Genomic DNA, 14,349 nt, shown 5'->3' with positions numbered 1-14,349 from the left:
TAATCAATGATGGCCACATCATCAAATTTGAAGACGAAGAAAGTATCCCATTATACATGATTTATTATTTAAACAATAATTAGCTTATTTAGAATAGTTAATGTAGCCCTACCCTATCAATAAGTGATTTCATGAATGGATGAAAAAATTATTTTAAACTTATCTCTAAAAACATAATCATCAGTTATTCCCCATAATAAGGCACTTATTTACGAAATCCATACATAAGACCTCGTCTGGACATGTAAAATCGTAAAGTGCCTTATTATAATATCTTAAACAACTCTTTATACAATCCCGTCTCAATCTTACCAAACAAAAAGCACATCCACACTTGTATCTTACTCACTAAAAACATCAATTATATCGCCTTTTAATAATATAATCCAAAGATTCATGGTTTCTCCAATTAAAAACGACAGCAACAACCTAACGAAAGAAGAAAGCTACCTAAATATTCTCGAGATATTATCTGGAGAAAGTTAGCATATCTTAGTCGAATATAGAAAACCTGAGTGATGATTCGCCATGGACGGCGAATCAAGATGGCACTGAGCCATGGATGGCGAATTGCCATCGGTCACGGACACTCTAGATAACAATATATTCGACTTAGATATACTTACTTTCGTAATCTAATACTCGAGAGAATATTTAGGTAGCTTTCTTCATCAATAGCCTTCTTCAATATTCCAACAATCATTCCAACAACAGCAACTCTTCTTTTGGCAATGAAATATACCTCGGCAATTCTTCCTTCAATTGAGACTTTAAAACTGCTTTTGGTAAATACCATCGCAAGCTTGCTTCTTCATTGTCTTCTTTATCGGCATCATTCATATTCTTATTGGATATCTTATACTGCATTTCAAAAGGTGTTTCAAAAATTGCATCCATCTGTATTTCCATGCTATTTTCTTGTTCCATGGATGTGCATGGAACAAAACTGTGAGCACGAATACCAACGTATCGTATTGCATCACTAATTTCTTGTTCTGTAACTAACTCTACACCCCATGACTCTGCATAAAGGCGATTGGATGCTAGTTTTTTAATTCTTGAAATATTTTTACATCCCGTTAGCTTTGCTGCTTCTGCATATTTAGGATACTTAAAAATCTGTTTCGTACTGCCATAATGAATGGACCTTCCAGATGAAACTACTACTAATTTTTCACAGAATTTATATATTTCATCACGGTTGTGAGATACTACGATAATATCGCCAGCATAACCTTCAAGCATTTCTAGTAATTGATCTTGAAGAGCATCTTTTAAAAAGCTATCCAAAGCAGAAAACGGTTCATCTAACATGATGACCTCTGGTTGGTATGCAAGAATTCTTGCTAACGCTACTCTTTGCTGCTGCCCGCCAGAAAGTTGTCTTGGATAGCGTTTCTCCAAACCTTTCAGTTTAAAACGTTTCATACAGTCTGCAACGATATCTGCTTTTTCTTCTCTTTTTAGTTTTAAACCAACTGCCACGTTCTCTTCCACTGTCATATTCGGAAACAATGCATAATTTTGAAACAAATAACCTACATTTCTATCTTGAGGTTTTAAATTTATCTTTTTATTTGAATCAAATAAAACACGATTATTTAAGACGATAGTTCCAGAATCGGGTGTTTCAATACCTGCAATGCACTTTAAAGTCATGCTTTTTCCACCACCAGAGGCTCCTAGAATTCCTAATCTTTCATCGCCCTTTTGGAAATTAACATCTAAGGAAAATCCTTTTAATTTCTTTTTGATATCAACGTTTATCGCCATGAACTTTCCCCTCCAATGCCTTTCATACCCTTACCTGAAATCACATTCATTAGAAAGATAACCAAGAAGGATAGAATCATAATTACTGCTACCCAAAATCCTGCCCTATCATAGTTTCCAGCAGCTACTTCTGAGGCGATAGCCACAGCAATTGTACGAGTTTTTCCTAATATATTTCCCGCTAACATGCTTGTTGCTCCATATTCTCCAAGAGCTCTTGCAAAAGCTAGAATTGTTCCTGATGCAATTCCTGGGCCAGCAAGTGGTATAATTATTTTCCAAAATATTTTTGTTTCAGACATTCCAAGGGTTCTACCAGCATAAATTAATTGAATATCCACCTGTTCAAATGCTGCCCTAGTGTTACGATACATTAGCGGAAATGCAATAACACATGCCGCAACAACACAGCCTGGCCAAGTTTGTACCAATTTTATATCAAAATTCTCATATAAGTACATACCAAAAGGTCTTTTTAAACTAAAAAGTAGCAATAAGAAAAAACCAGCAACGGTTGGTGGTAATACTAGCGGCAGTGTAAAAATACCATCTAATATCCATTTTATACGCTGATTCACTCGCATGACTTTTGATGCCGCAAAAATACCCATGAAAAAGGCAATGATGGTGGCAACAAATCCAGTCTTAAGTGATATGAACAACGGACTCCAATTTATCTCAGCCAAAAACTCTCCCATGGGTAATCTCCTTATGTTGTTCTGTGTAAGAATTTATCGAACTTATTCATTATATCCTACAAAACCATATTCTTCAAATACTTTTATAGCTTCATCTGTTTTAAGGAATTCTAAGAAGTCCTTTGCTGCATTTTTTTGATTAGCATCTGCTTCTTTATTTGTAACCATTCCTACTGGATAAATAACAGGTGTCTTTAAGTATTCTGAAGGTGCACTTGTCATAATTTCTACAGAATCTAATGCAGAATACGCATCTGTTTTATAAACGATACCAACTTCATTGCTTGCTTCACTAACAGCAGCTAAAACAGCAGACACGTTAGCACATTCGTTAATTTCCATCGCCATAACAGAATCAAGAATTCCCATGTTTGTGAAAATCTCTCTTGCATAAGCTCCTACTGGAACATCTTCTCCAGCCAAAGCTAAGTTTTTAGCGTTTGTAATATTATCAAAACCAGTTACTGTTGTTTCACTTCCCTTTGGTTTGATTAATACAACCTGATTTTCAAGTAATTTTATTATAGAATCATTTTCTATGTATCCAGCTTCATTTAACTCATTCATCTGTTTCATTGCTGCGGAAAAGAAGATATCACATTCTGCACCTTCTTCAATTTGTGTCTTTAGAGTTCCTGAACTATCCGCGTTAAAAATAAGTTCAACATTTGGCTGAATTTCATTATATTTTTTTTGAATAGTTTCCATTGCATTGCTTAAACTAGCTGCTATAAATACATAAACCTTCGCACTTTCTAACGTACCATCATTGGAAGTATTATCTCCTTCCGTTGTTATATTGTTCTCCTCGCTTGTTGCATTATCTCCCTGGTTTGCTCCTTTGGTACTACAAGCGGTTAACATAACTACACTCATAAAAAATACCAAAAACTTTGTTAATATACTTTTTTTCATAAAATGCTCCTTTCACGCTAAGTTAACTTTAATTAGACCTAGCTTTTACCTTGACCATTTTAGCAACGAAAATAAGAAATGTCAACCTATTATGTTCATTATTATTCATTTTCGTTTATTATTGTTCGTTTTGTTTTGTTTAGTTTTGTGTTTCATTATTTTAAATCAGTATTATTACTCAATATGAAATTGGAACTCACATGTAGCATGAGATGCCACTTTGTAAACTGAGATGCCATTTTTGTAACTGACAATTAAATATTTGTAAACGAAACGCCACTTTTGTAACCTAAATGCAGGTTTTGTAAACGAGATGCAGTTTTTGTAATCCAAATGCAGTTTGATTTTTAGCTTTTATTGAAGTATTATAATAATTACAAGCATGCTAAAAGGAGGTCGACTCCCTCTCGATTAAATTTGTAATCGGAGAATCCACCCCTACATTCCATAGACAGATGAGTGGTTGGCGGCATGCATAATAATTATTTTTTGAGAAGAGCAGGTTTTAGCATGATGTCACTGGCTGCAACCGGTATACATCCAAGTTTATGTAAAACTTCTTCTCCGTGATAAAAGCTGAATGTTTCGTAGGGACTACGATTGTTTAGCTTTTTTCTTTTGTAAGAATTGATATGGTCCATCATTAAGTTTATATCTTCTTGTGTAAGATGATTGAAACTTGTGCCCTTGGGTAGAATTCTTCGGATCAGCTCATGGTTTACTTCAATTGCTCCTTTTGATAAGGACTCCCCGCATCACAGTAAAATACATTAGTTCGCAAAGATAGTATTGTTTCACGGTATTCAATCGCTCTTGGATTAGAAAACTCACTTCCATTATCGGTAAGAATTACGGGAAACAGTTTGCTAAACAGACTATTCCCAAGAGTTTGATCGAGATGGTTGAATACATCAATAACTGATTTTGAAGTGTTTGCATCTCTTAAAAATGCAAGCATAAGACTAGACTCCACTGCCAACATTTATAGGATATATGAATTTTTTACTTATGGAAACAAAAAAGACTGGTATCAACCAATCTTTTTGTAAGCCAAGGTGCAAACACTTGGTATAGATATTTTATTTAAGTATTATTACTCAATATGAAATTGGAAGGATTGCATTTCGATTTACAATTGAGTCATTATTTTAAATTCGTAATAACGTTTTGTAATGTTTTGTAATGATATCAAATTAGTTAAGTATTGATGGAAGAATTGACGGATATTCCAATAACGTTTATAATCGAACATAAGAAACAAAGATTGGAGAATTGCAATGGAACAAGACGTATTCACCCCACAAGAGGTAGCTGATTTACTAAAAATAAAGAAAACAACTGTTTATGAAATGATAAAACGTGGGGATATCCCTGCCACAAAACTTGGAAAGCAATTACGTATTCAAAAACGTGATATAACTCATTTACTACAAAATAATCAGACTCCTGCTCCTGCACAAAAATTAAACGATGAATCCAATCCATCCTTTCAGCAAACTTTTATGGAACTTCCCCAAAATAAGCATAATACTTCTTATATAAAAGAAAGTGACTCATCTTCCATTATTTTATGTGGACAAGATATGTTGCTTGATATCCTTGCTAATAAAATTAATACAAATACATTCCGGCCAAATATTTTACGTTCTTATCTTGGCAGTTATAATGGTTTATACGCTATGTATCAAGGTCAAGTGCATATTGCTACCGCCCATCTTTGGGATGCAGAAACGGATTCCTATAACGTTACATATGCCTCAAAACTCTTACCTGGGATTAAAGTACGAATTTATCATCTTGTTAAAAGAATGCAGGGTTTTTATGTGTTGAAAGGAAATCCAAAGAAAATCTCAGGATTTGAGGATTTATCAAGAAGAGATATTCGATATGTTAATCGTGAAAAAGGAAGTGGTACCCGAATCTTACTAGACAGTATGCTTAATAAACTAGGTATTTTACCAACCAACCTTCCAGGATATAATAAAGAGGTAAACTCTCATCTTGCTGTAGCATCGCTTATTGCAAGAAATGAAGGCGATTTTGGTCTAGGAACCGCTAAGGCATGCAAAGACCTAGATTCCATTGAATTTTTGCCACTGAAAGAAGAAAGCTATGATTTAATAATCCGAGAAACTGATGCTGAGCATCCGATAATTAAACTTATTATTTCCACGATTCAAAGCGAAGAATTTCGTAGAGAAATCGATTTACTTGGAAACTTTAATACAAAAGAGATGGGAAAGCAAATATTATAATAAAACTAAAAAAGGGCTGTTACAAAATAGATTTGATTCATATGTAAATTACATATAAAACTCTATTTTGTAACAACCCTTTCTATCTACCTAAGCTACAGTGAACGTTGCACACTCTGTCCTTTCAGAATTACTAGCACCGGCTCCACTTATTGTTATTTGCTCTGCATAACATTTTAAATTTTTATTGTACTTACATGCTTCTGCACTACATTCAATATTTGTTTCAGGAGCTGCGTCACCTATACTATTTCTTGTTGTGTTACCATTGTCATCATGGAAAGTTGAACAACAAGTTGACTCTGAGTTATTTGCGCTACGCCCTTTTACTTCAATTGTATTCATCTCGCATAAATGATCACAGTTGTGAACACAATTCACTACACTACATTTTAGATCAGTCATAACAAATCTCCTATCTTTCTATAGTCTACAAAGATAGTGTTCTCAGTTATGAAAAAAATATTACATTAAATTATTTCATTGGTACTACTGCACCATTATAAGTTTCTTCAATAAAAGTTCTAATTTCATCACTCTTTAATACTTCTACTAAAGCTTTAATAGATTCTTTGTCTTGATTTCCATCTTTTACTGCTAAGATATTACCATAAGTTTTAGCACTGATAGAATCTTCATCTTCAATTGCGATAGCATCTGTTTTTACATCTAAGCCAGCATCAATTGCATAATTACCATTGATAACAGCCATATCAACATCTTGTAAAGAACGTGGAAGTTGTTCTGCTGCAATTTCTAGAATTTCTAAATTCTTAGGATTTTCTGCAATATCTTTCACTGTAGCTTCAAAACCAACGCCCTCTTTTAACTTGATTAAACCTTGTGCCTCTAATAAAATCAAAGCTCTTGCTTCATTGGAGGAATCATTCGGAACTGCGATTTGTGCTTTATCTGCTAATTGATCAATCGTAGCTGTTTTTCCTGGATAAAGACCAAAAGGCTCATAATGAATTACACCAGCTGCTACTAAGTCTGCAGATTGCTCTTTGTTAAACTTATCTAAGTATGGTTGATGTTGAAAATAGTTTGCATCAATATCACCGTTATTTAAAGCGATGTTTGGTTGAACATAATCCGTAAATTCAATTATTTCAAGTTCATAACCTTTATCTTTTAATAGTTCTGCTGCTTTCTTCAAGATTTCTGCGTGTGGTGCAGGACTTGCTCCAACAACAATTTTCTTTGAATCTTCTGTACTTTTACCAGCATCATTGGACTTTAAACCACATCCTGTTAATAATGAAATACTAAGTACAACTGCTAATCCTTTTACAAATAAACTCTTTTTCATAAAAATCCTCCCTGATTACCTCTTTTATTTTAATTTTTATAACTTACTAATTACTTATTAATTCTTTTATCCCCTGTTTTCGCTAAACGAATACCAAACTCTTGGAATATTTGAACTAAGATTACTAAAATCACAACAGTAACCATCATAATGTCAGTTTGATAACGTTGATATCCATAACGAATTGCGATATCACCTAAACCGCCACCGCCTACGAAACCGGCCATCGCTGTATATCCAAGAATTGTTGTAATTGCAATTGCTGCCCCAACAATTAAAGATGGTTTCGCTTCTGGTACTAAAACCTTACACACAATCTGAAATGGTGTTGAACCCATAGACTGTGCCGCTTCTATCACACCAGCATCTACTTCCTTAATGGAAGACTCTACAAGTCGTGCGATATATGGTGAAGCAGAAACTACCAAGGCTACTATTGTTGCATTGGTGCCTAATGTTGTTCCAACAATCATACGTGTAAATGGAGAGATTGCTAGTAATAGAATAATAAATGGTACCGAACGTAGTATATTAACAATAAAACCAAGAACTTTGTTTATTATTGGCATTGGTCTGATTCCTTGTTTATCAGTAACAACTAAAATTACACCAAGTGGTAATCCGATTACATAAGATAGGAATGTGGAAAAGAAAATCATATATAATGATTCGCCTAATCCTTTCACTAACATTTGAATTGTTGCACTATCAAACATCTTCTTCCACCTCCTCAAATTTTACATTGTGTTCATTTAAATAATTAAGTACTCGATTTGTAATTACCTCTTCATCTGGTACTTGTATTATCATCTGACCAACGGCGTTTCCTTCGATATTTCTAGTTTCTGCAAACAATATATTTACTGCTGTTTTACATTCAAGTACCAAGTTTGATAGGACAGGTTCAAAAGAAGAACGTCCATCAAAAATGATACGATATTTATTTCCATGTACAATTTCTGCCTTTTTCGAAGCATTGGAAAATACTAGTTTCTTTGCAATCTCAGACTTAGGTCTTGTAAAGATTTCAAGTACACTTCCAACTTCTGCAATATGACTTTGATCAATAATTGCAACGCGGTCACAAATTTCTTCAATAACAGCCATTTCATGTGTAATTACAATAACGGTAATTCCTAATTTCTTATTGATGTCTTTTAGCAATTGTAAGATTGATCTAGTTGTTGTTGGATCTAATGCACTGGTTGCTTCATCACAAAGAAGTACTTTTGGATTATTAGCAAGTGCTCTAGCAATCGCTATTCTTTGTTTTTGTCCACCAGATAATTGGGATGGATAAGCTTTTGCTTTATCTGCCAAACCAACCATTTCAAGAAGTTCATGAGCTCTTTTTCTGGCTTCTGATTTTTTCACTCCTGAAATTTCAAGTGGATAACAAATATTATCAAGAGCGGTTCTTTGCATTAAAAGGTTAAACTGTTGAAAGATCATTCCAATGCTTTTTCTTTCCTTAAGCAATGCTCTTGCAGATAACTTTGTTAAATCTTTTTCTTCAAAAAATACAGAACCTGCCGTTGGTTTTTCAAGTAAATTAATACATCGTACTAATGTACTTTTACCAGCTCCGCTAAGACCTATAATTCCAAAGATTTCTCCTTCATAAATTTCAAGATTTATATTCTCTAGAGCTTTGACTGAATTGGTTTTTGTTCGATATATTTTCTCTAAATTTTCGAGTCGAATTATCGGACTTCTCATACTTTTCTTTTCCTCCAATACTTTTTTGTATTATCGGCCACTTTCATTTACTAAATATCGAAAAAAAAGCAGGTAATCTAAAAGCAGCTAGCTAAAAATAGCTATGCTTTTCATCTCCTGCATCCGGCTTAAATCTAGTATGTACCAAATAGTTAGAATCTGTCTATAAAGCGACTACTTGGCTTTCTAAAGCATGCATTCGACATTTCACACAGCTAAGCTTATTCATCATTTTCATACAGCAACACATGACTAATCGATACATACTTATTCTCCTTAATTCCTACTATTTAGATATGATTAAGATATTTATTGATGAAAGTATAGCCTACCCTGTTCTTGTTGTCAAGAATTATTTTATATAAATTTAATATTTTATCCAAATGTGTTCATCCAATCACATAAAATAGAGAAACACATTCTAGTAATGAATGATATGCAATTATCGTTTTTGCTTCATCTGGCGAACAATTTCTCTTGCTTTTGGTGTTGCAGCAAGCCCCCCAAATCCAGTTTCTCGTAAGGACGCATCCATACTTTCCCCAACGGAGCGCATGGCATCAATAACTTGATCTACTGGTATTGCACTTTTGATTCCTGCAAGCGCCATATCTGCTGCGGCTAAAGCATTTACTGCCCCTATTACATTACGTTTTACACATGGAACTTCAACCAAGCCTCCAACGGGATCACAAACAAGACCAAGTAGATTTTTTAAAGCCATGGCACTTGCATTCGCGATTTGTTCATTGTCACCGCCTTTTAAAGAGACCAAAGCTGCTGCTGCCATAGCAGATGCACTTCCAATCTCAGCTTGGCATCCACCAGCCGCGCCTGAAATAAACGCTCGTGATGCAATCACTTGTCCCATTCCAGCACTAACATATAATGCATCCAACATTTGTTCTATCTCTAAGTTTTTATCCTCATATAGACTAGTTAAAACTGCTGGAAGCACTCCGCATGCACCTGCTGTAGGAGCTGCAACAATACGTTTCATACATGCATTGGAGCCACCCATTTGCAAGGCTCTTGATATAACTTTGGAAACAAAATCACCGCAAAGGCTCTCTTCACGAGTTCGATATTCCTCCATTAATCCGCCTTCTTTACCTACTAGACCACTTGCTGACAAAGATTCTTTATCATAAGAAGCCGTAGCCTCTAACATTGCTTGCCATAGAAGTTTCATCTTTTCTTTTGAATCTTTTTCATCTACTCCTCTTTCTTCACAATCATCCTTTCGAATTGCTTGTGCAAAATGGATATTTTCTTTTTTACATACTTTTAAGATGGATTCTACTGAATTAAAAGACACGCTAGTTCTCCTTTTTCACCTAGTCGGTAAGTAAATACGTTACTTTCTTAACTCCTTGTAAGCCCTCTAAGTAACTAAGGGATTCCTCTGCTATTTGCTGATCCATTTCTATTACCATAATGACATCTCCACCTCGTTTTTCCCGATAAAGCTGCATGGTTGCAATATTTATTTCATTATCTGAAATCGTTTTTGTTACTCCTGCTAAACATCCTTTTTGGTCAATCGATTGAATAATTAGTGTTGGTTTTTCTCCAGTAAAATTAACCAGCAAACGATCGATTCTCGTTACTGCAATTCTTCCACCACCTAAAGAAGAAGCTTGAAGTGATAGTTTCTCTTTTTCTTCATTTTCAACTTCCAAAATAGTTGTATTGGGATGTGCATCTTTTATGGTTTTTTGCTCAAAAACATATTGCATTCCTTGCTTTTTTGCAATCTCAAAACTATTTGGTATATTCATATCATCTGGTAACATCCCTAACAATCCTGCAATCAAAGCTTTATCGGTCCCGTGACCAACACCTGTTGCTGCAAATGATCCATGTAGATAAATATACGCTTTTTTCGGTTGTGTACCAAGCAATTTTCTTGTTATTAAGCCAATTTTAACCGCACCTGCAGTGTGTGAACTTGAAGGCCCTACCATAACAGGACCTAAGATTTCAAATATGTTCATAACACTTAGCTCCTATTCTTTTTGGTTATATACCTCTTTATTCACAAGATTTTCACGATGGGCCACAATGGTCGTACATATTGCATCACCTGTTACATTGACTGCGGTCCTTGTCATATCTAGTATACGATCAATTCCCATAATTAAAGCGATTGCTTCAATTGGAAGTCCAACGGAATTAAATACCATTGAAAGAGTTATTAGACCAACACCAGGGACACCTGCAGTTCCAATGGATGCTAAAGTCGCTGTTGAAATAACGGTCAAATAATCTGTCGGCGTTAACGTAATATTAAAGGCCTGAGAAGCAAATATTACCGCTACCCCTTGCATGATTGCTGTACCGTCCATATTAATGGTTGCACCAAGTGGAACAGTAAAGGAAGATATCTTTTTCGATACACCTAGTTTTTTTGATAGGGTATCAATGGATAATGGAATGGTAGCGTTTGATGTAGCAGTCGAAAAGGCAAACCCCATAACTGGCAAGAATTTTTTTATAAATATAAACGGATTAAGCCCTGTAAATCCTTTCAAGAACAACAAATACACGCCAAAACATTGTACACCTAATGCAACGATTACTGCAATTGCATATTTTAATAATGGTAAAATTGCTTCAAAACCAATCGTACTAAATGTTCTTGCAATTAAACAAAATACACCATATGGAGCAACCTTCATAACCATTGTTGTCATTTGCATCATGATATCATTAAATTGACTGAAGAAATTGCCTACCGTAGCTACGCTCTCTCCTAGTTTTGCTAGAATAATTCCTATAATAATTGCAAATAAAATAATTTGCAACATATTCCCCTCAGCAAGTGCCTGTATTGGGTTTTGAGGAATAAAATTTAAGATAGTATCTGGTAAACTTTGTTTACTTGAAGTATCCACACTTGTCGTTTCTGTTATTTGCATATTAAGCCCTACTCCGGGATTAATGATTTTACCTATCAATAAAGCAATCGTTATTGCAAATGCTGTTGTTACAATAAAAAACAGCACTGTTTTTACACCGATCGTGCCTATCTTTTTTGAGTCACCCATAGACATGCTTCCGCAGATTAATGAGGTAAATACTAATGGAACCACTAGCATTTGCATTAATCTAAGAAAGCCATTACCAATTACATAAAATACTCCATTTAATAAAATCCTGTTCTTTATTATAGAATCTGGAATGTAATAATGCAACACAATTCCAACAATTCCACCTAATATTAAACTAATAAATATTTTTGAAGTTAATCCTAATCTCTTTTTTTTCATTTTTATACCCTTAGCATACTAATCTTAGGCCTTTCTATATTTATAGTTACTATTTTTTTATAGCTTGAATATATTCTTTTAGCGCTTCTTGCCAAGGCGGAAGTAATGGTATACCTAATAAACGAAGCATTAAATTATCAAGCACAGAATAAGTCGGTCGATAATTTGTTAACTTATCCTTTTCCGTTGTAACGGGATGTAGTCTAGCCTTAGTTTCTGATAAACGTAATACTTCATTGGCAAATTCATACCTACTGCAAACTCCTTGACACGTAACATGAAATAACCCATATTCACCAAAATCCATTAAATAAAGTATCATGTGTGCTAAGAGCTTTGCACTGGTTGGAGAGGCAAATTGATCTTTTGCAACACTAATATTGTAATTTTGATTTGCTTCCTCTAATAAATTCTTTACATAATTTTCACCACTACCAAAAATCCAGGAGCTACGTATTATAATGTGCTTTGTAGTTAATTCTCTTACATAGTTTTCTCCTGCAAGTTTTGATTTTCCATAAACAGTCCTTGGATTTGGGGTATCAAATTCTGTATATGGCTGATCTGTTTGTCCATCAAATACATCATCTGTTGAAAGCTGAATCATACGTGCTCCCACTTTTCTCGCTGCAATGCTTAGGTTCCTGGCACCAATTGCATTTACTTTATATGCAGCATCCATATTATTTTCACAAGCGGTTACATCTGTCATACCTGCGCAATTGATAATATCATGTGGACGGTTCATATCGGCATAGTTAATGACATCCTCCATCTTTACTATATCTATTTCATCCTCATCGGTATAAAATACCTCAATTTCTTTTTCCATGAATAATTTTAATAATTCATGCCCAACTCTACCATTGGCTCCAACAATCCATACTTTCTGTAAACTATTCACAAAGAATCCTCCAATTTCAAACTTACTCTTTTATGTAGTGTTCCAAAAAGTACAAAATTCATAACATCAGATTGATAATTAAATTTTTTCATTTATTGAACAATATATTTATGCTTATATTACCTATAAATAAAAAAACTACACTATTTGAACTAGATTAGAAAGAATTCTTCTTCCTCTAATTCAAATAGTGCTGTTCGAATAAAAAATAAATTTACAAACTACATTATTTCATCATGCTTTTCCTTATTTCAGGCATTTCATAAAATTCGTAGTCTCCTTTCGCCTCCAACTGTTCAACAAGAGTTAATATCTCTTTTAAATCTTGCTTTCCATCGGTATTACCTTTGAATTTTCCTTTAAAATAATAATTCATTACATATCCAAACTCTTTATTATACAAATAATCATAAACTAGAAAAACAGGAGCTTTATCATGAGTAACATATGCTTGCAACGGAGTACTTTCACCGTTCGAATTAACCGTACTATAATCAAGATAAATAGTATTAGCATTATAATAAATATTGTTTATAGTTAATGAATCTGGATTTTCTAACTCTTTCTTAATCAACATTATTCCATATGCTGCAAAATATTTTAGGTACTCTGCTTTGGAATACTGTGGTTGTAGTACAGTAACCTTACCCTGTGCATCTACTGTTACACCGTAAGTGTTATTATCATAAGCTACGCCCATAATTAATTTTGAATCATTATCGACATAGTAATCAAAAACATAATCGTAATAGCCGTCACCAAGTGACAAAGTAATAGTTTCGCCAGATTTTATTAATTCATCATCAATATTATGATCGTAATTATAATTATCAAATGATTGTTCTCTATATATTAGAGCTGTACATTTGTTTTTTTCAACATTTAGTAAACTAACAAAATAACCAATTCCAATTGTTTTTTTAGTATTATTCGTTATCGTTAGCTTTATATGTTCAGGATCATCTGGTGTAATAATGAAAGATGCACTTATTCCATCATCAGGAAATCTTGGTGAAATAGTACTTTTCACAGTTACTACTCTAGTGTATTTCTTTTTTCCAACCGTTGCTGTAATCGTTGCTTTCCCTTCTGCAACTCCTGTTACTGTTCCCCATTTGCTTACTGTTGCAATTTTTTTATTATTACTTGACCATTTTACTTCTGATCCCTTAGCTAATCCTTTCATTGATAGCTTTTGTGTTGCTCCTACATTAATAGAAACCGTCCAAGGTGATATATAAGGATTTTTTGCATTCGCTTTTGCACTTGTTTCATATAATAATGGTGATAATGCTATTAGTACAACCATAAGTAAAATTAAAACCTTATTTAATTTCTTCATCTCCGTTCTCCTATTATTTATATTTTTTGTCTGTATTTTAATTCAAGCTTTATATTTAATACTTTGTCTATTGCCTTGATAATACAGAACAAGAATATTATATCATAACCTATAATTTATTTCTATATTTTTCCATTTAATATAAAGCCATATTTAACT

Annotated in this window: 13 protein-coding genes and 1 pseudogene; 1 reads left to right on the top strand and 13 read right to left on the bottom strand. The window is 33.8% G+C overall.

The window, feature by feature from the left end; genetic code table 11:
* Positions 1-699: 699 nt before the first annotated feature.
* The 4 genes and pseudogenes from BN4220_RS13285 to BN4220_RS13270 all read right to left on the bottom strand — a co-directional run.
* A complete protein-coding gene (locus tag BN4220_RS13285; RefSeq protein WP_066717186.1) occupies positions 700-1,773 on the bottom strand; it encodes a sulfate/molybdate ABC transporter ATP-binding protein in 1,074 nt (357 codons plus the stop codon).
* A complete protein-coding gene (modB, locus tag BN4220_RS13280; RefSeq protein ID WP_066717183.1) occupies positions 1,764-2,471 on the bottom strand; it encodes a molybdate ABC transporter permease subunit in 708 nt (235 codons plus the stop codon). The genes BN4220_RS13285 and modB overlap by 10 nt, the downstream gene beginning before the upstream one ends.
* Positions 2,472-2,513: 42 nt before the next feature.
* Positions 2,514-3,386: a molybdate ABC transporter substrate-binding protein gene (modA, locus tag BN4220_RS13275; RefSeq protein WP_066717180.1), complete on the bottom strand. Its 873-nt coding sequence runs from the start codon at positions 3,384-3,386 to the stop codon at positions 2,514-2,516.
* Between the two features lie 482 nt (positions 3,387-3,868).
* Positions 3,869-4,377, bottom strand: a pseudogene (locus BN4220_RS13270) (IS30 family transposase); the annotation flags it as partial.
* A gap of 286 nt (positions 4,378-4,663) precedes the next feature.
* Here BN4220_RS13270 and BN4220_RS13265 point away from each other — a divergent pair.
* Positions 4,664-5,641 carry a substrate-binding domain-containing protein gene (locus tag BN4220_RS13265; RefSeq protein ID WP_066717177.1) on the top strand — a complete coding sequence of 326 codons (978 nt, stop codon included), beginning with the start codon at positions 4,664-4,666 and terminating at the stop codon, positions 5,639-5,641.
* Between the two features lie 90 nt (positions 5,642-5,731).
* Here BN4220_RS13265 and BN4220_RS13260 read toward each other — a convergent pair whose 3' ends face one another.
* From BN4220_RS13260 to BN4220_RS13220, 9 genes are all read right to left on the bottom strand, one after another.
* Positions 5,732-6,046, bottom strand: coding sequence for a DUF1540 domain-containing protein (locus BN4220_RS13260; protein WP_066717176.1), 315 nt, complete (start codon positions 6,044-6,046; stop codon positions 5,732-5,734).
* Between the two features lie 70 nt (positions 6,047-6,116).
* A complete protein-coding gene (locus BN4220_RS13255; protein WP_066717174.1) occupies positions 6,117-6,953 on the bottom strand; it encodes a MetQ/NlpA family ABC transporter substrate-binding protein in 837 nt (278 codons plus the stop codon).
* 50 nt (positions 6,954-7,003) lie between these two features.
* A complete protein-coding gene (locus tag BN4220_RS13250) occupies positions 7,004-7,669 on the bottom strand; it encodes a methionine ABC transporter permease (protein WP_066717172.1) in 666 nt (221 codons plus the stop codon).
* Entirely contained in the window at positions 7,662-8,672 is a 1,011-nt protein-coding gene (locus tag BN4220_RS13245; protein ID WP_066717168.1) for a methionine ABC transporter ATP-binding protein, read from the bottom strand. Before BN4220_RS13245 ends, BN4220_RS13250 begins: the two co-directional genes overlap by 8 nt.
* 442 nt (positions 8,673-9,114) lie before the next feature.
* Positions 9,115-9,990: an L-serine ammonia-lyase, iron-sulfur-dependent, subunit alpha gene (gene sdaAA / locus BN4220_RS13240; RefSeq protein WP_066717165.1), complete on the bottom strand. Its 876-nt coding sequence runs from the start codon at positions 9,988-9,990 to the stop codon at positions 9,115-9,117.
* A 19-nt stretch (positions 9,991-10,009) separates the two neighbouring features.
* Positions 10,010-10,669 carry an L-serine ammonia-lyase, iron-sulfur-dependent subunit beta gene (gene sdaAB / locus BN4220_RS13235; protein ID WP_066717163.1) on the bottom strand — a complete coding sequence of 220 codons (660 nt, stop codon included), beginning with the start codon at positions 10,667-10,669 and terminating at the stop codon, positions 10,010-10,012.
* Positions 10,670-10,681: 12 nt separating this feature from the next.
* The gene (locus BN4220_RS13230) at positions 10,682-11,944 is read right to left on the bottom strand and encodes a dicarboxylate/amino acid:cation symporter (RefSeq protein ID WP_066717161.1); all 1,263 of its coding nucleotides are present in this window, start codon (positions 11,942-11,944) and stop codon (positions 10,682-10,684) included.
* A 49-nt stretch (positions 11,945-11,993) separates the two neighbouring features.
* Entirely contained in the window at positions 11,994-12,848 is an 855-nt protein-coding gene (gene rfbD, locus BN4220_RS13225) for a dTDP-4-dehydrorhamnose reductase (RefSeq protein ID WP_066717158.1), read from the bottom strand.
* Positions 12,849-13,074: 226 nt separating this feature from the next.
* Positions 13,075-14,190, bottom strand: a complete 1,116-nt coding sequence (locus BN4220_RS13220; RefSeq protein WP_066717156.1) for an Ig-like domain-containing protein — start codon at positions 14,188-14,190, stop codon at positions 13,075-13,077.
* Positions 14,191-14,349: the final 159 nt, after the last annotated feature.

It is taken from the genome of Clostridium sp. Marseille-P299 (assembly GCF_900078195.1).
GTDB lineage: Bacteria > Bacillota > Clostridia > Lachnospirales > Lachnospiraceae > Lachnoclostridium.
The sequence above is the reverse complement of the archived record's forward strand: the minus strand, read 5'-3'. Positions and strand labels throughout refer to the sequence as shown.

Coding starts and splice junctions, on each gene's coding strand:
- modA (WP_066717180.1), bottom strand. CDS start 3,386: ATGAAAAAAAGTATATTAACAAAGTTTTTGGTATTTTTTATGAGTGTA.
- BN4220_RS13285 (WP_066717186.1), bottom strand. CDS start 1,773: ATGGCGATAAACGTTGATATCAAAAAGAAATTAAAAGGATTTTCCTTA.
- BN4220_RS13230 (WP_066717161.1), bottom strand. CDS start 11,944: ATGAAAAAAAAGAGATTAGGATTAACTTCAAAAATATTTATTAGTTTA.
- BN4220_RS13255 (WP_066717174.1), bottom strand. CDS start 6,953: ATGAAAAAGAGTTTATTTGTAAAAGGATTAGCAGTTGTACTTAGTATT.
- BN4220_RS13220 (WP_066717156.1), bottom strand. CDS start 14,190: ATGAAGAAATTAAATAAGGTTTTAATTTTACTTATGGTTGTACTAATA.
- BN4220_RS13260 (WP_066717176.1), bottom strand. CDS start 6,046: ATGACTGATCTAAAATGTAGTGTAGTGAATTGTGTTCACAACTGTGAT.
- BN4220_RS13250 (WP_066717172.1), bottom strand. CDS start 7,669: ATGTTTGATAGTGCAACAATTCAAATGTTAGTGAAAGGATTAGGCGAA.
- sdaAB (WP_066717163.1), bottom strand. CDS start 10,669: ATGAACATATTTGAAATCTTAGGTCCTGTTATGGTAGGGCCTTCAAGT.
- BN4220_RS13265 (WP_066717177.1), top strand. CDS start 4,664: ATGGAACAAGACGTATTCACCCCACAAGAGGTAGCTGATTTACTAAAA.
- modB (WP_066717183.1), bottom strand. CDS start 2,471: ATGGGAGAGTTTTTGGCTGAGATAAATTGGAGTCCGTTGTTCATATCA.
- BN4220_RS13245 (WP_066717168.1), bottom strand. CDS start 8,672: ATGAGAAGTCCGATAATTCGACTCGAAAATTTAGAGAAAATATATCGA.